The 18,749-nt window shown below is 57.3% G+C and carries 23 protein-coding genes and 2 pseudogenes; 12 read left to right on the top strand and 13 right to left on the bottom strand.

Going from position 1 to position 18,749, the window contains the following annotated elements:
• The first annotated feature begins 101 nt into the window (after window positions 1–101).
• Window positions 102–1,037 carry an aldo/keto reductase gene (locus QPL96_RS03315; RefSeq protein WP_303285545.1) on the top strand — a complete coding sequence of 312 codons (936 nt, stop codon included), beginning with the start codon at window positions 102–104 and terminating at the stop codon, window positions 1,035–1,037.
• Window positions 1,034–1,711: a DUF6064 family protein gene (locus QPL96_RS03310; RefSeq protein WP_303285544.1), complete on the top strand. Its 678-nt coding sequence runs from the start codon at window positions 1,034–1,036 to the stop codon at window positions 1,709–1,711. The genes QPL96_RS03315 and QPL96_RS03310 overlap by 4 nt, the downstream gene beginning before the upstream one ends.
• Here QPL96_RS03310 and dkgB read toward each other — a convergent pair.
• Window positions 1,680–2,489 carry a 2,5-didehydrogluconate reductase DkgB gene (gene dkgB / locus QPL96_RS03305; protein WP_303285543.1) on the bottom strand — a complete coding sequence of 270 codons (810 nt, stop codon included), beginning with the start codon at window positions 2,487–2,489 and terminating at the stop codon, window positions 1,680–1,682. The genes QPL96_RS03310 and dkgB overlap by 32 nt on opposite strands.
• A 119-nt stretch (window positions 2,490–2,608) precedes the next feature.
• Between dkgB and QPL96_RS03300 the strand changes: the two genes are divergently transcribed.
• Window positions 2,609–3,022, top strand: a complete 414-nt coding sequence (locus tag QPL96_RS03300; protein ID WP_339751224.1) for a GFA family protein — start codon at window positions 2,609–2,611, stop codon at window positions 3,020–3,022.
• On the opposite strand, the gene QPL96_RS03295 is transcribed toward QPL96_RS03300, so the two are convergent.
• Together QPL96_RS03295 and QPL96_RS03290 are read right to left on the bottom strand one after the other, a co-directional pair.
• Entirely contained in the window at window positions 3,016–4,137 is a 1,122-nt protein-coding gene (locus QPL96_RS03295; protein WP_303285541.1) for a PQQ-dependent sugar dehydrogenase, read from the bottom strand. The two genes, QPL96_RS03300 and QPL96_RS03295, sit on opposite strands and share 7 nt — an antisense overlap.
• Before the next feature lie 374 nt (window positions 4,138–4,511).
• Window positions 4,512–4,748 carry a hypothetical protein gene (locus tag QPL96_RS03290; RefSeq protein ID WP_303285540.1) on the bottom strand — a complete coding sequence of 79 codons (237 nt, stop codon included), beginning with the start codon at window positions 4,746–4,748 and terminating at the stop codon, window positions 4,512–4,514.
• A 747-nt stretch (window positions 4,749–5,495) separates the two neighbouring features.
• On the opposite strand from QPL96_RS03290, the pseudogene QPL96_RS19440 reads away from it, so the two are divergent.
• Together QPL96_RS19440 and QPL96_RS03280 are read left to right on the top strand one after the other, a co-directional pair.
• A pseudogene (locus tag QPL96_RS19440) lies at window positions 5,496–6,524 on the top strand (diguanylate cyclase); the annotation flags it as partial.
• Window positions 6,525–6,560: 36 nt separating this feature from the next.
• On the top strand, window positions 6,561–7,346 hold the full coding sequence (locus tag QPL96_RS03280) for a bifunctional diguanylate cyclase/phosphodiesterase (RefSeq protein WP_303285679.1): 786 nt from the start codon (window positions 6,561–6,563) through the stop codon (window positions 7,344–7,346).
• A gap of 178 nt (window positions 7,347–7,524) precedes the next feature.
• On the opposite strand, the gene QPL96_RS03275 is transcribed toward QPL96_RS03280, so the two are convergent.
• Window positions 7,525–7,701: a DUF2897 family protein gene (locus tag QPL96_RS03275; RefSeq protein ID WP_303285539.1), complete on the bottom strand. Its 177-nt coding sequence runs from the start codon at window positions 7,699–7,701 to the stop codon at window positions 7,525–7,527.
• Window positions 7,702–7,786: 85 nt separating this feature from the next.
• On the opposite strand from QPL96_RS03275, the gene QPL96_RS03270 reads away from it, so the two are divergent.
• Window positions 7,787–8,455 (top strand): DNA-3-methyladenine glycosylase I, encoded by a 669-nt coding sequence (locus QPL96_RS03270; RefSeq protein ID WP_303285538.1) that lies wholly within the window; start codon window positions 7,787–7,789, stop codon window positions 8,453–8,455.
• Between the two features lie 15 nt (window positions 8,456–8,470).
• Here QPL96_RS03270 and QPL96_RS03265 read toward each other — a convergent pair whose 3' ends face one another.
• A complete protein-coding gene (locus QPL96_RS03265) occupies window positions 8,471–9,310 on the bottom strand; it encodes a zinc-dependent peptidase (protein WP_303285537.1) in 840 nt (279 codons plus the stop codon).
• 200 nt (window positions 9,311–9,510) lie between these two features.
• Here QPL96_RS03265 and QPL96_RS03260 point away from each other — a divergent pair, with 200 nt between their 5' ends.
• Entirely contained in the window at window positions 9,511–10,572 is a 1,062-nt protein-coding gene (locus QPL96_RS03260; RefSeq protein ID WP_303285536.1) for a GGDEF domain-containing protein, read from the top strand.
• Window positions 10,573–10,664: 92 nt separating this feature from the next.
• Window positions 10,665–11,075: a MaoC family dehydratase gene (locus QPL96_RS03255; protein WP_368388897.1), complete on the top strand. Its 411-nt coding sequence runs from the start codon at window positions 10,665–10,667 to the stop codon at window positions 11,073–11,075.
• Between the two features lie 13 nt (window positions 11,076–11,088).
• Here the strand turns inward: QPL96_RS03255 and QPL96_RS03250 are convergent, their stop codons facing one another.
• The 3 genes from QPL96_RS03250 to QPL96_RS03240 form a co-directional block, all read right to left on the bottom strand.
• Entirely contained in the window at window positions 11,089–11,943 is an 855-nt protein-coding gene (locus tag QPL96_RS03250) for a PA4780 family RIO1-like protein kinase (RefSeq protein ID WP_303285534.1), read from the bottom strand.
• Window positions 11,944–11,959: 16 nt separating this feature from the next.
• Window positions 11,960–13,342, bottom strand: coding sequence for a sodium-dependent transporter (locus QPL96_RS03245; protein WP_303285533.1), 1,383 nt, complete (start codon window positions 13,340–13,342; stop codon window positions 11,960–11,962).
• Between the two features lie 235 nt (window positions 13,343–13,577).
• Window positions 13,578–13,784: a cold-shock protein gene (locus QPL96_RS03240; RefSeq protein ID WP_008176018.1), complete on the bottom strand. Its 207-nt coding sequence runs from the start codon at window positions 13,782–13,784 to the stop codon at window positions 13,578–13,580.
• Between the two features lie 356 nt (window positions 13,785–14,140).
• On the opposite strand from QPL96_RS03240, the gene QPL96_RS03235 reads away from it, so the two are divergent.
• Window positions 14,141–14,986: a crotonase/enoyl-CoA hydratase family protein gene (locus QPL96_RS03235; RefSeq protein ID WP_303285677.1), complete on the top strand. Its 846-nt coding sequence runs from the start codon at window positions 14,141–14,143 to the stop codon at window positions 14,984–14,986.
• Entirely contained in the window at window positions 14,987–15,607 is a 621-nt protein-coding gene (locus QPL96_RS03230; protein ID WP_303285532.1) for a CPBP family intramembrane glutamic endopeptidase, read from the top strand. It begins immediately after the preceding gene.
• Here QPL96_RS03230 and QPL96_RS03225 read toward each other — a convergent pair.
• From QPL96_RS03225 to QPL96_RS03210, 4 genes and pseudogenes are all read right to left on the bottom strand, one after another.
• Complete coding sequence (locus QPL96_RS03225; RefSeq protein WP_303285530.1) at window positions 15,598–15,726, bottom strand: hypothetical protein; 129 nt, start codon at window positions 15,724–15,726, stop codon at window positions 15,598–15,600. The genes QPL96_RS03230 and QPL96_RS03225 overlap by 10 nt on opposite strands.
• Before the next feature lie 17 nt (window positions 15,727–15,743).
• On the bottom strand, window positions 15,744–15,962 hold the full coding sequence (locus QPL96_RS03220; protein WP_303285529.1) for a hypothetical protein: 219 nt from the start codon (window positions 15,960–15,962) through the stop codon (window positions 15,744–15,746).
• A 50-nt stretch (window positions 15,963–16,012) separates the two neighbouring features.
• Window positions 16,013–16,252: a hypothetical protein gene (locus QPL96_RS03215; protein ID WP_303285528.1), complete on the bottom strand. Its 240-nt coding sequence runs from the start codon at window positions 16,250–16,252 to the stop codon at window positions 16,013–16,015.
• A gap of 26 nt (window positions 16,253–16,278) precedes the next feature.
• A pseudogene (locus QPL96_RS03210) lies at window positions 16,279–16,680 on the bottom strand (DJ-1/PfpI family protein); the annotation flags it as partial.
• Window positions 16,681–16,875: 195 nt separating this feature from the next.
• On the opposite strand from QPL96_RS03210, the gene arfB reads away from it, so the two are divergent.
• The gene (arfB, locus tag QPL96_RS03205; RefSeq protein WP_117619868.1) at window positions 16,876–17,289 is read left to right on the top strand and encodes an alternative ribosome rescue aminoacyl-tRNA hydrolase ArfB; all 414 of its coding nucleotides are present in this window, start codon (window positions 16,876–16,878) and stop codon (window positions 17,287–17,289) included.
• On the opposite strand, the gene QPL96_RS03200 is transcribed toward arfB, so the two are convergent.
• On the bottom strand, window positions 17,280–18,356 hold the full coding sequence (locus tag QPL96_RS03200) for an alpha/beta hydrolase (protein WP_303285527.1): 1,077 nt from the start codon (window positions 18,354–18,356) through the stop codon (window positions 17,280–17,282). The genes arfB and QPL96_RS03200 overlap by 10 nt on opposite strands.
• Window positions 18,357–18,629: 273 nt before the next feature.
• Between QPL96_RS03200 and QPL96_RS03195 the strand changes: the two genes are divergently transcribed.
• Entirely contained in the window at window positions 18,630–18,746 is a 117-nt protein-coding gene (locus QPL96_RS03195) for a DUF2007 domain-containing protein (RefSeq protein ID WP_303285526.1), read from the top strand.
• Window positions 18,747–18,749 lie beyond the last annotated feature (3 nt).

The raw sequence follows: 18,749 nt of genomic DNA, 5'->3' as shown, positions 1-18,749 counted from the left end.
GGCCATCCCTGGCCCTCCACGGTCTGTCAAAGGGATGACCCGCCCACGCTTAGGCACCCTGTGCTATTCGCGCGGAAATTCTTTGCGGCGGGAGCGGAGACATGACTGACTGGTTCAGTAGACGACAATTCCTCATCAGTGCGGGTCTTGCCGGGCTCGCTTTGACATCTCCGTTGCTGTTCGCAAACGCTTCGAAAGCGCCATCTTCATCTCCCATCATGCGCCGGATTCCCGGCACGGACGAATCCATCCCTGCGATTGGTATGGGCACCTGGATCACCTTCAACGTTGGTGGCGACGAGCAACTGGTCGCGCAACGCACTGAAGTTCTCAAAACCTTTTTCGAACTCGGCGGCACGGTTGTCGATGGCTCGCCGATGTACGGCAGCGCAGCGGATGTTATGGGTGAAGCGTTGGATGCTCTGGACGCCCATGACCGGATTTTCGCAGCGACCAAGATCTGGACCGGCGATGAATCGGAAACCCGGCAGGAGGCGGCCCGTTCGAGCAGGCGCTGGGGTATTGATCGATTCGACCTGTTGCAGGTGCACAACCTGCTGGGTTGGCAGGGGCATCTTGAAACCCTGAAGCAGATGAAGGCGGAGGGAAAGGTTCGGTACATCGGAATCACCACGTCCCACGGTCGCCGGCATCGGGAGTTTGCGCGGATTATGGAGCGGGAACCGCTGGATTTTGTGCAGCTGACTTATAACGTTCTGGATCGGGAGGTTGAGGACCGGTTGCTGCCGCTGGCCGAGGAGCGGGGAATCGGGGTGATCGTTAACCGGCCGTTCCGGGGCGGTTCGCTGTTTCGTCGATTCCAGTCGGAGCCTTTGCCCGATTGGGCCGGGGAGGCCGGTGTTGGCAACTGGGCGGAGTTTTTCCTCAAGTACATCATTTCCCACCCAGCGGTGACCTGTGCCATTCCGGCGACCAGTAAGGTCGGGCACATGAAGGAAAACATGGGGGCGCTGTATGGCAAATTGCCTGATGCCGATCTGCGCCAGCGGATGGTGGATTACGTGAGGTCGCTGTGAGTGGTGCAGACTGGCTGAGCTATTCGCTGCAGGATTTCGTGATGTTCGGGCCGCAGGTTTTTCTGCGGCTGTTTGTCCGGATCAACCAGGATCTCTGGCCCTGGCAAGTGCTGGCGGTGGTTGTCGCTATTGGCATTCCTGTGCTGCTTTTCAGACCGAGACAGGAGGCGCGGCGTTTGGCTGTCGGGCTCATGGCGGTGGCCTGGGCAGCCAGTGGTTACGGATTTCTGGTGGGCTATTTCGGCCCCATTTACTGGCCAGCAGCGTGGTTTGGCTGGGCCTTTGTCGCCCAGGGGGGGCTGCTTGCCGCCGCGATGTTTTTCGGTGGCGTTCATGGCTACAGGCTACCTTCTGACCGGTTCGTCGTTCTCTGGCTGATTGCGGTGTGTGGTTTGCCATGGTGGGTCGTGGCGGAGTCTGGCCAGTGGCAGGCGGTCGCGCTGTTTGGCGTCGCTCCCGGCACTACCGCAGCGGCCGGTGCCCTCGTTGTTGCACTGATGACCGGGCCCTGGCGTTGGTTTTACCTGCCTGTGACGGTGCTGTGGAGTCTGTTCAGCGCAGCCATCTTCTGGGTACTGCAAACCTGGTGGTTGCTCGTCACTCCTTTGGCTGCGCTGTTGCTGCTTGGCGCCGGATTCTGGCTCAGTCCCAGGCCGGAGCAAAACCTGGATTAGCGATACGCTCGTTGCGGTCCAGGGCATCAATGGCCCGAATTTCCTCGTCACTCAACTCAATGTTCAACGCCTCCAGGTTAGCTTTCTGGTGCGCCGGGCGTGTGGATGATGGAATGGGCACAACGCCTCTGGATGCCACCCAGGCAATCACTATTTGGGCCGGGGTCAGGTTTCGTTCGCCGGCAATACGTTGCAGGGTTTCGTCTTCCATGACCTTGCCGACGGCTAATGGCATGTAGCCGGTCACAGTAATGCCGAGCTTTTGCGCATGCTCCACAACCTTACGGTTGGCCAGGAAGGGGTGGACTTCCACCTGGTTGGTAAAGATGGCGGCGTCGCCGAGAATCTCTTTCGCCTCGTCCATCTGGGCGCAGGTGAAGTTGGAAATGCCGATATGCTCCGCCAGACCTTCCCGCTGGGCATCCCTGAGGGCGCCAAGATACTCTTTCATCGGTACTTCATCGCCCGGTGATGGCCAGTGAATAAGCGCCAGGTCGGCATGGTCGGTTTTCAGCCGCGCGAGACTGTCGTGCAGGCTGTTGATCAGGTCGCTGGCGTGCAGCTGGTCATGCCAGATCTTGGTGGTGACAAAAATCTCGCGGCGCGGAATACCGCTGGAAGTGATGCCATCGCCCACTTCCGCCTCGTTGCCGTACATCTGGGCGGTATCAATATGGCGGTAGCCCAGGGACAGGGCGCTTTTTACGGCGTCCCGGGCTTCGTTGCCCCTGAGCCGGAAGGTTCCCATGCCGATCTTCGGAAGTGTGCTGAATGACATACTGTCCTCCTTTGCGAAACGTGTGTGTCTAACTTGGTGCCGGCACGCTGGTTCTTCAAGTAGCCCCCGGGTATCATCGGCCCCTGATTTCTGTGAACCACGATCCTGAGGGCCCGACCATGTACACCGGCCATTGCCTCTGTGGCGACATCCGATTTGAGTACGATGGCCGCCTCGGCCCCGTTGCCTTGTGCCACTGCAGTCAGTGTCGGCGGGCACATGGAAGCGCGTTTTCAGCCAGTGCACCGGTGCAGAAGGTGCGGTTCCGGTTCGTATCCGGCGAAGACAGGATTACCGAGTTCGAATCACGCCCCGGCAAGTTCCGGGGCTTCTGCAGCCGCTGCGGTAGTCAGCTATACAGCCGCGTTGATGCCATTCCCGGAATTCTCCGCCTGAGGGTCGGGTGGATCAACGAGCCCCTGGGCAAGGGCCCGGCCCAGCATGTTTTTGTCGGCTCAAAATCCGACTGGTTCGAGATTACCGACGAGCTGCCACAGTTCGAGAAGACCGAACGAACCAACGATCCTCACTGAACCGGAACCATCCGGTAAACTTTGCCCCGCGGCGAGTCTGTCAGCAACCACAGGGCACCGTCCGGCCCCATGCGCACATCGCGGATCCGTTCGCCAAGGCCGGTTAGCAGATCTTCTTCCTCGGTCACGTTGCCATTCTGAATGCGCAGGCGCACCAGTTTGCGCATCTTGAGTGCCCCGATAAACAGATCCCCCTGCCATTCTGGAAACAGATCGCCGGTGTAAAACGCCATGCCAGACGGCGCAATGGATGGATCCCAGTAGTGCAGTGGCTGGGCCATGCCTTCCTTGCTGGTTTCGCTGGTGATGGGCAGGCCCGAGTAGTCGATGCCGAAAGTGATTGTCGGCCAGCCGTAGTCAGTCCCTGCCCGGATGATGTTGATTTCATCACCACCCCGGGGGCCATGCTCATGGCTCCAGATATCGCCCGTTTCCGGGTGGATGGCCATACCCTGGATATTGCGGTTGCCGGTTGTATAAAAGGTATCGTTAACACCGCTGGTGTCGAGGAAGGGATTGTCCGGTGCGGGGCCGCCATCGGTTGTAATCCGGTGAACGCCTCCGGCATCGTCAGCGTTTTCCTGGGCCCGGTCCATATCTCCGCGATCACCTACGGCCACATAGAGATTGCCATCCCAGTCAAATTCCATGCGACCGGCAAAGTGTCGGCCGCCGTTGGAGCGGGGCAGAGCTTCGAATATCACTTCAACGTCGGTAAGGCGATCACCACTCAACCGCGCACGAGCCACGCGGGTGGTCATACCGTCCCGGTTTCGGTGGGCGTAGCTCAGGAATAGCATCTGATTCTGCTCGAAGTCCGGGTGCAGAATCACGTCCAGCAGACCCCCCTGGCCGGATACGACGAGCTCTGGCACCCCGCTGATGGGGGCATTCACCAACGAGCCGTTCCGGATCATCCGCAGCCGTCCCTCCCGTTCGGTCACCAGCATGGAACCGTCCGGCAAAAACGCCAGACTCCAGGGGTGTTCGAGATTTTGTGCCACGGTCTCCAGCCGGAAATCTGTTTTATCGGAGGAAAAGTCCTGGCTCGCCATGCTGGCAACGGCGATCAGAAATAAGCTTCCTGTCAGGACCAGCTGTTTAAAGGTTCCCATCGAACCCTCCGTTCCTATCGGTGCCATTAGAACATTCAGAGTAGCAGTTGAGGCGGGCTTCGCCGAGGCGCGGTCCCATCATCAAGAGTATAGGGTTCCCGATAAATTACGGATCATTGATCGACTGTTGCAAATAATAATTATTCGCATTAAAGTGAAGTCAGGTTGGTTTATTTCAAACGGGAGAAAAGGGAATGGCACCTGAACAGGAAATGATTGAAGGCTTGAAACTGGCGGCAGGCGCCGGTGTGCTTATCGGCGTGGTTGCTATTGGCCTGGCGATGTCGTCCGCTTTTGGGGCATGAGCGCGGCGAGCCGTTCTTTGCGATGCACACCGCAGGTGACGCGATAGCCGCCTTCCTGCAGCAGGTGTTTCAGGCAACACCCCCGGCGTTGGGGGGTTGTCGTGGCCTGCTTACCGAACACGGTCGGAATCCAGTCGATGAAATGGTTTGTGTCGTTCTGAAACCCTTCAAGCCAGCCTTGCGCTGGAAGTAAAAGGCACCCCAGATGATCAGGGGAATGGGCGTGACTGCCAGCAGGGCAATCAACGGGGAGAGCACGAAGAATACCGCCTCCACCGCCCCCACGGTCACTGCCACCTGGATCATGCGTTGGCGCCACTGTCGAGGAATCGTTCAAGCCGGTTCACGTCGTCGTTCACAGTGGCCACTAACTGACCAGGGCTGCGAAGCCTCCTTGTGGTTGCAGTCTGGATTTGCGGTTCCATTATCTGGCTCAGTACCGACATCACGTTTTTGGGCAAGCTCCTGTTGTAACGGTCGTCTTTCAGCCTTTTACCACTAATCCCAGCGTTCAGGGATCATCACGACGGTTTGGGAGCTGGATATAAAAACAGTAATACGGTTTGCGTTTTCTTTCGTACTCTGTTGTAACGTTGTCGGTTCGTCTCCTGTATTCTGGAACTGCTTTTGACGATTCTCAAGAAAAACCTCTGGACACTCTTTTTCCTGATACTCCTCGGTGGTTTGGTGCTTCTTGGCACCATTCTGTTTTTCCGCTGGCAGGCCATTGTTTCGGAAGAGGAGCATTATCACGGTGCCCGTGCTGAACTGGTGGGGCAATCGGTTGACAGCATTCTGCGAACACAGGAGCTTGTGCTGGATGTTATTGGCCGGGAATTGCTCAACCAGGATGCTGTGCTGTCTGGAAGCCGGAAAATACCGTTACTGGACAGAATTCTCGCTGCTAATCCGGTTCTTGTGGGGTTCGGTCTTGCACGGCCGGATGGCACTTTGGTGCGTGTGAGCAGCAACCTTGATCTTGCCAGCCTGCCGAACCTGCGCACGAACCCCAAGACCCGCGACACTTTTATCCGTGCGCTATCGTCCGGGTCGATGGTATTGGGGCGGACCTATTTTGTCGATGCATTGGGTTCCTGGGTCATACCGATTCGCAAGGCGATACGGTCCGAAACCGGCGACGTGGTAGCCGTAATGACAGCAGGCCTCCGGCTTGGCGACGGGGATACGGTTTTCGACGAAACCCTGCATGACAGCTCCCACGACAGGGTTATCCTGCTCAGGGAAGTCGACGGCTACGTTCAGTTCGTCTCAGGCGAGGGTGTTGGTCCGGAGCAATACTGGAAGGTTCAGGAGTCGATGATTCGGCGACAGCAGAATCGTGACGGGTTTGAGCGGCACCTTGGTCGCAGTGCTGAAGACGTGATGGCGAACAAAGACACGGCGGTCGTCCGAACACGCCGGGCAGGGAAGGATTACCTTGCCGCGGCTATCTTCAACCCCCGCTACCAGCTGTGGGCGGTGTCGGAAACCCAATTTGTCCCGATGTACCAGGCATTCTCTGCGTCCCTCGCGCAATACCTTCTGGTGTTCCTGGCCGTTATCCTTGTTTTCTATAAGTGGTTCCGGGTTATTGACACGGCTGAAGGGAAACGGCGACAGGAACTCTACTATCTTTCCCGGCATGATGATCTGACCGGGCTCTCTAACCGCAACGGCCTGCTGGGCCGGCTTGATGCTCTGTTGCCGGGTAAGAAACCTTTCTGCCTGGTGGTGATCAATATTGATAACTTCAAAGGCATCAACGACCGGTTCGGCCTCGAATACGGTGATGAAACCCTGCTGGAGTTCAGCCGCTGACTCGCCGGTCTGGTAGAGAGTCGTGACGATCTTGCGCGGCTTGGTGGTGACGAGTTCGCGATTGTAACCCCGAATGCGGACCTTGCCGCGGTTGAAGCGGCCTGTGTCTCTCTTGTCGGTGACCTGTCCCGAACCGTTGAAGTGGGCCGGCTGAGGTTGCAAGTGACCGCAAGTATCGGGGTGGCGGTTTTCCCGGATCATGGGGAGTCTCCGAGTAAATTGATTCGAAGTGCTCACCTTGCGTTGTATGAAGCAAAACAGAGGCGAAACGACGTCTGCATCTATCGTACGGAAATGGAGATGGTCTATCTGCGTCGACTGTCGGTGGAGCAACGCCTCAGGCATGGCCTGGCGTCAGACACGCTTTACATGATGTATCAGCCCCAGGTGGATGAGACGCAAAAAACGGTTGGTCTGGAAGCCCTGGTACGTTGGCAGGATGAGGAGCTTGGTATTGTCTCTCCTGCCGAGTTTGTTGAGGTTGCTGAGAAAAGTGGCCTGATGGTGCCTTTGGGGCGGTTCGTTGTGGAAACCAGCATGCACGAGTACAGTATTCTGCGGGAGGCCGCCGGGCGTTCTCTGGATCTGGCCATTAACATTTCCGTGATCCAGTTCCGCCAGCCAAAGTTCGTTGAGTCGGTACTTGAGGCCCTGAAGGTTCACAATATATCGCCACGGGAGCTGGTGCTGGAGATCACGGAAAGCCTGTTTATGGACGACTTTGAGCCGGTGCTGACTACTATCGAACGGTTGCGTGGGCATGGGGTCCGGATTTCGATGGACGATTTCGGCACGGGCTACTCGTCGTTGAGCCTTCTGCGCAAGCTTCCGCTGGACGAGCTCAAGATCGACAAGAGCTTTGTGGACAACATCCTGGAAGACGAAAGAGCTGCGAACATGATCCGCAGTATCGTCGCTATCGCCAAGAGCTATAACATGGAGCTTGTTGCGGAGGGTGTCGAGGAGGAAGCCCAGGCCCAGGCCCTGACCCGAATGGGCTGCCGCCGCTTTCAGGGCTATTACTTTAGTCGGCCTAAGCGGCTCGACAAGCTGAAAGCCGATCTGGCTCTGGAGATCGGAGTATGAGTGTTCACTGCGACCATCGGTCGCAGTGAACGGCTTGGCAACCGATGGGTGTGGGCTATATGAGCGTTTCAAACACCGGCGGCAGCGATTAAAAACAAAGGCATGGACCATTCCAGCGGTGGAATGGAGCGTGGCGGGGACTGAGGATATTATTTGGCGGAGCCCGGCACTGGCCTGGCTACCACTCTTTGTCTTCCGCGCTCTCCTCAGCCTCGATTTCCGCTTTGCGGGCCTGCATTTTCTTCATTTTCTCGTCGGAGATTTTCATGCTGTGGGCGCTGTTGCGCAGTATCATCATACTGCCCACGATCAGCGCCAGTGCGAGAAACAGAATGACCCACCCTATCGTTGGCATGTGCGTGGCTCCCTGATTGATCCGGTTTCCTTTATAGTGAACCACGCCATGCCATACCGACAACCAGATATCCGGAAACTGCTTGATGTCTTTCTCCCGAATCCACGACCAGGCGATCAATCACAAGGGCGGAGCAGATGCCTTGAATGCCCTGCTGCCTCCTGTCGCCGGGCGCGACGAACTGGAGGCCAGAGGCGATGACCGCTATCTGGCCGAGCTGACCCGCTGTATCTTCAAGGCCGGCTTCGTCTGGCGGGTGATCGAGAACAAATGGCCGGATTTCGAGGCGGCTTTTGAGGGGTTTGTGCCCCTGTACTGGCAGCAGGTGCCGCCGGAAGTATTGGAAACCCTCGCCCGGGATCAGCGAGTTGTCCGGAACTTGCAGAAGATCCTTACCGTGCCAGAGAACGCCCGGATGATCGTGGACGTGGCCCGGGACCATGGCAGTTTCGGACGGTTTCTGGCGCAGTGGCCATCGGAGGATCAGGTGGGTCTGTTGCTCTGGCTGAAGCGCAACGGCGCTCGCCTTGGCGGAAATACCGCCCAGTATTTTCTTCGCCGTGTCGGCTGGGACGGCTTTATTCTCTCGTCGGACGTGATTGCCGGCTTACGCAGGGAAGCGTTGCTGGATGCGGGTCCGGGCAGCAAAAAGGCGCTTGTTCAGGCGCAGCAGGCCTTCAACGCCTGGCATCGTGAAACCGGGCTGCCCTACAGCCACTTATCCCGGATTCTGGCGTGTTCTGTCGGTGAGTAAGATGAACGGGCGGACTTAACGCGTTTCAGGCTGTTCCGAAAAATTTACCGGATCCAACCGGTAATACCCCCGCAGGGCCATGTAAACTTCCGGTTGCTCTTTCTTCAGGTGGTCCGGTTGCTGAAAAAAGGCTTCGGTCAGCACCGCGAAGAACTCGGCCGGCTCGGTTGCGCCGTAAGGATCGAGCCAGGGTTTGTGATGATGCTCCAGGGAGTGCCTGAGGTCCTGATAGGCTTCTGTCATTGTATGCTGCCAGTGTCTGGCTTGCTCTCCACCCAGGGGTGGCGCACCATCGGCGGTGCCGTCCAGATAATCCAGCTGGTGGGCAAATTCGTGGAGGATGACGTTGTGACTGCTGTGCAGGTTGCCGGCAGCCTGTTCGCATTCCTTCCAGGCCAGCACGACCTGGCCCCGGCTCGACGCTTCGCCAGCCCTTATTTCATTGCTTTCGCTGACCACCATGCCATCGCTTTCGATATGTCGCACACGGTACGCATCCGGGTAAACCAGAATGCTGCGGATATCATCAAAATCCGAGTAGGAGCGGGCGAGTACCAGCAGGCAGGCGTGGCCGGCGATGGTCAGTTTTACCGTGTCATCCACGTCGAAACCATCGCAGCCATAGAAGTCCTTCTCGGCAAGAAAGAGCTGTACCCGCTGTTCCAGTGCCTGCTTGAGGTGCCCGGGAAGTTTTCGGTAGAGCGGCACCCGGGATTCCAACTGCCGGCGCCAGATTTTCGGAAACGGTTCCTTAAGCTCCCGCTCTCTTCGCCATGTTTGGTAAAAGAACAGGAAGAAAACCGCGGCCGCTATCAGGGCCACAGCGACGACTGCAAATACGAGTGCTGCTGACATGCTGCTCCCAGCGACCGTTTGAATGAGCGAACGGGTATCTTACCGAAAAATTGCAACTGCCAGCAGGTCCGCTCCGTGCTTCATGGTGTTTTTTCAGCCTGGCAATACGACGAAATAATGTTCCGTTGTTCGCATTTCCATTACACAAGGTTCCGGATTTCAGGGTAAACTTGTGTCACATTCAGGGAATTCTGCATTCTATGGAAAGCTTCAATGCCACAGCGACCTATGAGCCGGCACGAGAGCGCCGGCCACAGTTCTGGCGCCTGGCCATGCGGTGTGCCCAGATAGCCGGTGCGGTCGACGTTATCTTTTTCTTTCTTTTCCATGCCCTGGGGTCACCGATTCTTGCGTGGGTGAATGTGGTCAGCGTGGCCATGTATTTGGGCGCCTATTACGCGCTCAAATACCACAGGAATAAAATCGCAGTGGTATTGATCTGGGCGGAAGTGCTGATACATGCGGCGCTCGGCATCATCCTGATCGGCTGGGAGAGCGGTTTTCATTATTACCTGCTGATGTTCATACCGGCGATCTGTGTTTCAGCACCGCGGATGTGGGCCGTCTATGCCCTGCTGGGGCTCTGGGGCTACTACGTCGCCCTGGATGTTCTGATGTGGTTTATCGAACCGTTACAGCCTATCAACCAGACTGCCTTGCATATCGTCCATCTGTTCAATCTGAGCGTGGTTTTCGCCATGTTCAGCTATCTTTCCTCCTATTACCTGAGGATGGTGGTGTCCGCCCAGCGCAAACTGCGTGAGATGGCAACGACGGATTCACTGACCGGTCTCTCCAACCGCTGCCACATGGCTTACCTGGCTGAAAAAGAGCTGGCCCGGTTCCAGCGCAGTGGCCATCCGGTGGGTTTCCTTTTGTTGGATGTGGATCACTTCAAGTCCATCAATGATGCCTACGGCCATGAAGCCGGTGACAGGGTGCTGGTCTGCGTTGCCGGTGTCATCCGAAAGGAGTTGCGGGCACAGGATCTGATCGGGCGATGGGGTGGTGAGGAGTTCCTTGCCATTCTGCCGGATACCGATTCCGAAAAGGCCCGGGCAAGCGCGGAACGGGTGCGAAACGCCTTTTTGGCAAAGGACTGGAAAGCAATCACCGGAGGTGATGTTGAAGTTACGATCAGCATCGGGGTGAGCGAGCTTCGTGCCGGTGAAGACCTGAGTGCCGCCGTCAGTCGCGCCGATAGGGCGCTTTACCGGGGTAAAAGCAGCGGCCGGAACAGGGTGGAACTGGACACCGTTTGAATAACCGCCAGGGGTGAAAACGAGGAGTTGAAGGCATGTCCCACATCCGGAAAAAATCGATCAGTGGCTTGATGTCAGGTGACACTTTCACTGTGACACGCACATTTACCGAGGAAGACACCCGGGTTTTTGGTGACATCAGTCGCGACCACAATCCGGTTCATTACGATGACCGTTTTGCGGAATCGAAGAATCTCAAGGCCAAAATCTGCCACGGCCTGCTTGTCGGCGGCATGATCACGGAAGTGGGTGGGCAGATCGGGTGGCTGGCGTCCGGCATGAATTTCCGTTTCCGCTGGCCCGTCTATTTCGGTGATACCATTACCTGCGTATTCACCCTTACTGAAGTGGATGAACGGAACCGTGCCCGGGCCGAGGCGGTGCTGTCGAACCAGCATGGCGAAACGGTGATCGAAGCCTGGTTGACGGGCGTGTTGCCCGGGCCTGAGGAGCAGGCAGTCATGTCAGCGATGCTTCGCGAGCAGGAATCAGTGTCCCGATAATAGCCAGTCGTTCTCAGTCTTCCTCGGCATCCTTCATCCGTTCCTGCCGTTCCCATTCTTCTTCCTTGGCGGCGTCGATAATTTCCATCAGTTCATCGACATCGGCCGCTGTGTCATCATGCTGGAAGCGGCCGGTGAGTTTGCTGTCAGGGTGAAGGTCCCCGGACTCATAGAGCGCCCAGATCTCCTTGCCATAATCGGTGGTCAGCAGTTCCGGTGCGAAGCGGCCAAAATACCGGCGCATATTGTCGACATCGCGCTCAAGCATCCGCTCGGCATTGTTGTTGCCGGAGGCATTGACTGCCTGGGGCAGATCAATGATGACCGGTCCGTCGGGGTCGACCAGAACGTTGAACTCAGACAGATCGCCATGGATAAGCCCGGCGCCCAGCATTCGGACCACCTCCCGGATAACCTGGCCGTGAAAGTCCCGGGCCTGCTCGGGAGAAAGGGTAATGTCACCCAACCGCGGTGCGGCCTTGCCATCTTCGTCGGCCACCAGTTCCATCAGCAGCACCCCGTCCACAAAGCCCAGTGGCTCCGGAACCCGGATACCGGCGGCAGCCAGGCGGTAAAGGGCATCGACCTCGGCATTGAGCCAGGCCTCTTCCTGTTCTTTCTGGCCATATTTCGTTTTCTTGCTCATCGCCCGGGCCCGCCGGCTGTTCCGAACCTTTCGGCCTTCCTGATATTCCACTGCCTGCCTGAAGCTTCGCTTTGAGGCTTCCTTGAATACCTTGGCGCAGCGTATCTGGTCGCCGCAACGCACCACATACACCTGAGCCTCCTTGCCGCTCATGAGCTGGTAAAGGACTTCGTCCACCATGCCGTCATCAACAAGGGGTTGTAATCTTTTCGGTACTTTCATAAAACCTTTCAGACTCCTAGATCAGGTTGTAAAGGAACACCATGACGATACCGGCGGGTGTCAGGTACCGGAGCACGAACATGAATGCTTTGTAAGTGCTGCCTTCCAGGCCGATATCCGCTTGCAGACCTTGCCGCTTCATGGCCCAGCCCGCGAACAGGGCAATCGCGAGTCCACCCAGGGGCATCATCAGGTTGGAGACCAGGAAATCAAGGAGGTCGAATACGGTCTTGCCTTCAAAGAACGTGATGAAGCCCAGCGGGTGCAGGTCTTCCCATACGTTGAAGGACAACACGGTACCAATGCCGGTAAACCAGATCGCCAGCCCGCCAGCAAGCGCGCTTTTCGCCCGGCTGACTCCTTGATGTTCTTCCAGCCATTCCACCACCGGCTCCAGCATGGAAATGGCGGAGGTAATGGCAGCCACCAACAAAAGGGCGAAGAAGATGGTGCCGAACAGGGCGCCGCCACTCATCTGGCCGAACGCCAGCGGCAGGGTCACGAAGATCAGGCCGGGGCCTGTGCCTGGCTCCAGGCCGTTGGCGAACACCAGCGGAAAGATAGCGAGCCCGGCCAGTAGCGCAACACTGGTGTCTAGCACGGCGATGGTCATGGCGGTTCTGGCAATGTTAACGCTCTTGGGAAGGTAGGAGCCATAAGCCATGAGTACGCCAATACCAATACTGAGAGTGAACGCGGCATGGCCGAGGGCTGTCAGAATGCCGGCTGTGGTCAGCTTGCTGAAATCCGGGGCGAACATGAAGCTCACGGCCTGGCCAAAGCTGCCGCTGTTCATGGCATAGATGACCATCGCAACCAGCAGCACAAACAGCAGTGGCATCAGCATGTTCACGGCTTTTTCGAGCCCTGAACGAATGCCCCGGCCAACGATAAACACAACGATCACCATGAACACGGAGTGCCACAGCAGCAGTTCCCGGGGGCTTGCCAGCAGCCCGCCGAACTGGCTGCCAATGGCTCCGGCGTCTGCGCCGGTAAACAGCCCGGCGGCGGCCTTGCCGATATAAACAAGAGCCCAGCCGCCGATCACGGAATAGAAAGACAGTACCAGGAATGAGGCGATAACGCCGTTCCAGCCGATTACTCTCCAGCCCCTGGCGGCCCCTTCGGTCTCGGTCAGGGTGCGCATGGTCGCTACCGGGCTCTGGCCGCCCCGGCGACCGATCATGGTCTCGGCGATCAGTACCGGCAGGCCAATCAGGAAGATGCAGGCAAGGTAGATCAAAACAAAGGCGCCGCCGCCGTTTTCACCCGTGATATATGGAAACTTCCAGATGTTTCCCAGGCCGACTGCCGAGCCGGCAGCGGCGAGGATGAAAACCATCCGTGAAGACCAGAGGTTGTTGGCCTGCTGGTGTGGTCGGGTATTTTGACTCATTCTTCTCTCCGGCTACGTGTTTCCGTGTGCTCAAGGGTTTCCGGCATGACGGCAAAGTCTATCTGCAGCGTTTGTGGGTTGGGGTACGGATATTCGCGAATAGTCAGGCTGGCGCAGGGAAAGTCCTTGCGGGCATGATACCTGATAAACGAAAAAAGGCAGCCGAAGCTGCCTTTTTCTAAACGTGTCGTCTGTTATATACAGAGCATCTCTTTACAGAGCATCTCTTTACAGCTTACAGCGCAACAACGTTTTCCGCCTGGGGGCCTTTCTGGCCCTGGGTAACGGTAAACTCGACCTGCTGGCCTTCAGCCAGAGTCTTGAAACCGCCGCCCTGAATAGCGCTGTAGTGAACAAAAACGTCCGGGCCGCTTTCGCGAGTGATAAAGCCAAAACCTTTTGCTTCGTTGAAAAACTTAACGTTACCGGTAACTGTAGACATAATATACTTTCCTGAATTCAATCATTTAATGTGCCGTCAGGTCATCTTTGTGATGCCTGATCGGCGGTATGCGGAAACAAAAAACTGGCGTGATCAAAAACAGGACGTGCTACTTGTTACAACTCAGAGCGGTCTTATTGATGAAATGCTTTGCTAAATCTTTCCAACGAGGCGCACTGTACTCCTTCTGCCGGGAAATGCAAAGCTATTTCTTGTAGACATAAACCGGGGTGTCGGATTTTCCGGTGGAAGGTTCCGAGGACGGTGAATTCCATACCAGGCCTTTTCGGGTTAACTTGTGGTTTTCATCTTCGCCATAATACGAAATTTACATAAGGAGTATCGCCTTGTCTGAGCTGTCCAGCTACAAGAGTTTTTTGATCGAGGTTAAAGACCACATTGCCCATGTCCAGTTCAGCCGCCCCGAGGCCCTGAACACCATGAACAAGGCGTTCTGGCTTGAGTTGCCCCGCTGCATGCAGGACATCGAAGCCAACACCGACGCCCGTGTCATTGTCATCTCCTCCACCGGCAAGCACTTCTCGGCCGGCATGGATCTGGGGGTGTTCAGCGACCCCAAAGCCGTGCCCATGAACGGCGACCCCGGCCGGATGGCGGAAAACCTGCGCAGGGTGGTGTTGCAACTGCAGGACACCCTGACCTCCCTTGAGAAAATCCGCCTTCCCGTGCTGGCGGCCATCCACGGTGGCTGTATTGGCGGCGCCCTTGATCTGGTCTGTGCCGCTGACAGTCGGTACTGCACCGAAGACGCCTATTTTACCATCAAGGAAACCGAGCTGGGTATGACAGCCGATGTCGGCACTCTCCAGCGCCTGCCAAAACTGATGCCGGAAGGTGTGGTTCGCGAACTGGCCTACACCGGACGCAGGTTTTCTGCCAGTGAGGCGAAGAACCTGGGCTTTGTGAATTCCGTGCACGCCGACCAGGAATCCATGATTGAAGCGGTCATGGCTATTGCCGGGCAGATTGCCGCCAATTCCCCCCTGGCCGTTACCGGGTGCAAGGAAATGCTTAACTACAGCCGTGACCACAGTGTGGAAGACAGCCTGAAGTACATGGCCACCTGGCAGGCCGGCATGTTCCGCCCGACGGACATGATGAAATCCTTCCAGGCCAAAGCCCAGAAGCAGGCGCCGCAGTACGACGCCCTGTTTCCGGTGAAGCCCTTGTTTGAGCAGTAAATGACTCTGGGAAAACGACGAAAATCCGGTATTTCCGCCAATGCCGCCCTGTTATTCCAGAGCGGCATTGGCGTATTCGGGTTGCTTGCCATACTGGTTTTCGGGATTCCGGTACTGCTCCTTGGCCCGGGCCTGTGGCCGAGCATTTTCTACGGGGCTCTCGGCGCGAACGCAACCTATGCCGTGTTGCTACTGCTTATGCGGGTGCCAGGGTTGTTCCCGGGGGACCTCGAACGCCAGATGCAGGGGTTGTATGACTTTGCATCAACCTATTCCCCGGCTGTGCTGATCCTGCTGTCCGTGTTGGCCGGTATTGGTGAGGAGTTGCTGTTCCGGGGCGCGATCCAGGGCTGGCTGATGGCGCATACCGATGCGGTGACCTCGGTGCTGGCGGCATCGGTGTTATTCGGGCTGGTGCACTATGTATCGTTCACCTATTTTCTCGTCGCAACCGGCCTGGGGCTGATACTGGGTGCGGCCTATGTGTTTTCCGAGAGCCTGGCACTGGTTATGGTCTGGCACGCTGTCTACGACATGATTGCCCTGTTTTGCCTGCTTAGGTTTCCGCGCTGGTTTGGCGTTACCATCGTGGACCCCGGCCAGAATTGCCATCACGAGTGATCGACATCTTCCCCGCCAGCACTGTCAAAGCTGGCCAGCATCCGTTTGGTCAGCACAATCCGTTTTCGCAGCATGCCGATCTGTCGGGCGATTAATCCGTGGTCTTCTTCGGTGTCCATTTGCCTGAGTTGGCGGATCAGCGGGAGTCGAAAGTTCCAGCCGTTTGCAGGGCCTTTGTCAGGCGGTCTATTACGCCGCCGCCGTGGCGCCAGAAGTGCCAGTATAGCTGCACTTCCAGGGTTTGTTCCGGGGCGATGCTCACCAGTCGCCCCGCATCAATTTCCGGGCGCGCCTGCATCTCCGGAATCATCCCGTAGCCCGTGCCGGCCAGTGCCAGTTTTACAAAACCTTCCAAAGCAAAACAGTATGGCCAGAGTTAGCGCCCAGGGAACCGGTGGTCGCGGTTCAGTGTGTGGATTTGTTGACCACATCCGGAACAACGGGTTCGTTACGTTTCGCGTTTAGAATGCGGTCTGCATCGAGGGAGGCTATAGGCACCCGGGTATCCCTCGGAACGTCGCCACTTAACTGGAGCTCCAGATACCGAAGGGCGCATACCCGCAGGAACGAAGTGAAGTTGCCGAGGTCGTGGCCCGCATCAATGGACTCGTGGTAAAGGCGCGTGATCATCTGGGGCAGGTTCATGCCGTCCCTTTCGGCCAGCTCTGCCTGCGGCCCTCAAGCACTCCCGCTGCCGCAAGCAACTGGGCACCGTGGCAGATTGCCGCCACCGGCTTGTCGGTGTTGAAGAAGTGGCGAACAAGATTCAGCACGTCCCTGTTCAGGCGCAGGTATTCCGGTGCGCGGCCGCCTGGAACCACAGGGGCATCATAATTCGCGGGATCCAGCCCTTCGAAGTCCGCATTCCGGGCAAATCGGTGGCCGGGTTTCTCCGTGTAGGTCTGGTCACCCTCGAAATCATGGATTGCCGTAGCGACCGTGTCCCCGGCTTTCTTGTCGGGGCAAACGGCATGAACTGTGTGGCCAACGGCCTGCAGTGCCTGGAACGGCACCATGGTTTCGTAGTCTTCGGTGAAATCACCGGTAATCATCAGAATTTTCTTCCCGCCCATGGCTGTCTCCTTGTGATTGTCTTGCCGGGTCTGGAAACATTAGCAGCGGTGATGCAGAAGCGGGTATTAAAGGACTACTACAGTCTTCACGTCTCCCGAATCAGATCCGGTGAGTCATGCCTTGGATTATTCACTTCCGCACGTTCGAATCCCGGTTTTCAAGCCCGCTTGTCCGGGATTTGTTAACCTTGGCAGATGCTGAAACTATCCAATGCTGTTGAACTTGCTGACTGGGAAATCGAAATAACCCAGATCCGTGCCCAGGGTGCCGGTGGCCAGAACGTGAATAAAGTGGCTTCCGCAGTGCACCTGCGCTTTGATATTCCGCACTCCACCTTGCCGCCTTTTTACAAGGAACGGCTGATGTCGCTTAATGACCAGCGAATCAGCAAGGAAGGCGTACTGATTATCAAGGCGCAATCCTTTCGTACCCTGGAATTGAATAAGGAGGACGCCCTTGAGCGTCTCAAGGAACTGATCCAGCAAGCGGTGAAACCCCAAAAGGCCCGGCGGCCAACCAGACCGACTCGCTCCTCCCAGCGCAAGCGCGTCGACAAGAAAACCAAGAAGGGCAAAACCAAGGCGCTTCGCGGAAAAGTTCAGGTTTGACCTTCCGGGTGCATCCTGCTGCCTGATTCAACCTGCTCCAGAAATGACTTGATGTCCTGAAACGCCTCTTCCGCCTCGGGAAGCAGAGGCACGAAGATCTGCCATACGTGCACCATCCCGGGCCAGGTGTGCAGGGTGACTGGTGAGCCTGCAGCCTGTGCCTTGGAAGCGTAACGTCGGGCGTTATCCAGCAGCATTTCAGTATCACTGGCCTGAATCAGGGTTGGTGGCAGATCTCTCAGGTCGCCCCGCAGTGGTGAGGCCACAGGGCTGGCCGGAGAGACCCGAAACGCGGCCAGGGTGGCCCACCAGATCACCGGCAGGGGGATTTTCGATAATCCGCCAAACGCCGGCCCCAGCAAGGGATCGGTCTCGATGTTGTTGCGATTGCTCGGTGCCGTCAGGGTCAGGTCGGTTGAGGGCGAGAAGGTAATCGCGGCATCCGCCTGCCTTAGCCCGTTATCCCGTATCCAGGCGATCAGCCCCAGGGTGTGGCTGCCGCCGGCGGAGTCCCCGGCCACTACCATGAAACCGGCAGATTCGGGGCCCTCCGGACCATGTTTCAGAAGCCAGGTGTAGGCCTCCCGGCAGTCCCGGACACCATCCATGAAGCGGTTTTCCGGCATCAGCCGGTAGTCCAGGGCAAATACCGCCGCTCGGGTTATCTGTGACAAGCGGTCGGTAATCGCCCGGTGGCTTCGGGGACTGCCGGCGGCCCAGGCTCCGCCATGGATGTACAGAATCCGGCGGCGGGTATCGCAGCCGGGGGCAATGACCCACTCACCGCGGGGAGACTCGCAGTGGCGGAATTCGGACGCCAACTCCAGCCCCTGGCTGAGTTCGTCCATGTGTTTGCGCAGGGCCATCAGCCGGGCCTTGCCGCGAAGGCCCTTCGATGATTGCCCCAGTTCGCGAATGCGCCCCAGAACCTCCCGGTTTGCATTGCTGGGCTTGCCATCCCGGACCGGGTAGTCGTCCTGGTCCAGGTGAGATAGATCCTCAAGGCGGAACAGCAGCAGGGTTGCGGCGACAATAAACACAATGATGGCAAGGATAATCCAGAGCATGGTCAGTCCCTCGCAGCCTGTCGGACTTAAGGCTGATCTACTGTGCCGGTGGGAAAGCGGCTCAAATTTCCCGGATTTTTCGTTACATAGAACCACTATGCGCCTCAAAATCCAAAAAATTTGCGCTCGCTTTCCCACCTTGCTCGTGACGATCACTTAAGTCCGACAGGCTGCTAGGTTATTGGCCCCGCCAGAGGGGGCGAACTATGCTTGAGATAATACTCGCAGATTTGTCCCGGTTCTGCCCGGAACGGTCACAGAAGGAGTCGTGTGTTGCAAATTGCCTATCGGGCGCGAGACATTACCGAAGCTCACATTGTGGCTGGCCTGTTGGAAGCCAACGGCATTGAGGCCTTTGTCGGCGGCCATTGCCTCCATCAAATCTACTGAATG

This window comes from Marinobacter sp. SS8-8 (assembly GCF_030540945.1).
Taxonomy (GTDB): Bacteria; Pseudomonadota; Gammaproteobacteria; order Pseudomonadales; family Oleiphilaceae; genus Marinobacter.
This window is presented reverse-complemented; position numbering and strand designations above follow the sequence as displayed.

What these genes read in the sequence shown, in the direction of transcription:
- QPL96_RS03250 (WP_303285534.1), bottom strand. Translation starts at nt 11,943, where the DNA reads ATGAAAGTACCGAAAAGATTACAACCCCTTGTTGATGACGGCATGGTG.
- QPL96_RS03270 (WP_303285538.1), top strand. Translation starts at nt 7,787, where the DNA reads ATGTCTTTCTCCCGAATCCACGACCAGGCGATCAATCACAAGGGCGGA.
- QPL96_RS03315 (WP_303285545.1), top strand. Translation starts at nt 102, where the DNA reads ATGACTGACTGGTTCAGTAGACGACAATTCCTCATCAGTGCGGGTCTT.
- arfB (WP_117619868.1), top strand. Translation starts at nt 16,876, where the DNA reads ATGCTGAAACTATCCAATGCTGTTGAACTTGCTGACTGGGAAATCGAA.
- QPL96_RS03260 (WP_303285536.1), top strand. Translation starts at nt 9,511, where the DNA reads ATGGAAAGCTTCAATGCCACAGCGACCTATGAGCCGGCACGAGAGCGC.
- QPL96_RS03290 (WP_303285540.1), bottom strand. Translation starts at nt 4,748, where the DNA reads ATGATCCAGGTGGCAGTGACCGTGGGGGCGGTGGAGGCGGTATTCTTC.
- dkgB (WP_303285543.1), bottom strand. Translation starts at nt 2,489, where the DNA reads ATGTCATTCAGCACACTTCCGAAGATCGGCATGGGAACCTTCCGGCTC.
- QPL96_RS03295 (WP_303285541.1), bottom strand. Translation starts at nt 4,137, where the DNA reads ATGGGAACCTTTAAACAGCTGGTCCTGACAGGAAGCTTATTTCTGATC.
- QPL96_RS03265 (WP_303285537.1), bottom strand. Translation starts at nt 9,310, where the DNA reads ATGTCAGCAGCACTCGTATTTGCAGTCGTCGCTGTGGCCCTGATAGCG.
- QPL96_RS03200 (WP_303285527.1), bottom strand. Translation starts at nt 18,356, where the DNA reads ATGCTCTGGATTATCCTTGCCATCATTGTGTTTATTGTCGCCGCAACC.
- QPL96_RS03300 (WP_339751224.1), top strand. Translation starts at nt 2,609, where the DNA reads ATGTACACCGGCCATTGCCTCTGTGGCGACATCCGATTTGAGTACGAT.
- QPL96_RS03230 (WP_303285532.1), top strand. Translation starts at nt 14,987, where the DNA reads ATGACTCTGGGAAAACGACGAAAATCCGGTATTTCCGCCAATGCCGCC.
- QPL96_RS03240 (WP_008176018.1), bottom strand. Translation starts at nt 13,784, where the DNA reads ATGTCTACAGTTACCGGTAACGTTAAGTTTTTCAACGAAGCAAAAGGT.
- QPL96_RS03245 (WP_303285533.1), bottom strand. Translation starts at nt 13,342, where the DNA reads ATGAGTCAAAATACCCGACCACACCAGCAGGCCAACAACCTCTGGTCT.
- QPL96_RS03275 (WP_303285539.1), bottom strand. Translation starts at nt 7,701, where the DNA reads ATGCCAACGATAGGGTGGGTCATTCTGTTTCTCGCACTGGCGCTGATC.
- QPL96_RS03280 (WP_303285679.1), top strand. Translation starts at nt 6,561, where the DNA reads ATGGTCTATCTGCGTCGACTGTCGGTGGAGCAACGCCTCAGGCATGGC.
- QPL96_RS03215 (WP_303285528.1), bottom strand. Translation starts at nt 16,252, where the DNA reads ATGAACCTGCCCCAGATGATCACGCGCCTTTACCACGAGTCCATTGAT.
- QPL96_RS03225 (WP_303285530.1), bottom strand. Translation starts at nt 15,726, where the DNA reads ATGGACACCGAAGAAGACCACGGATTAATCGCCCGACAGATCGGCATG.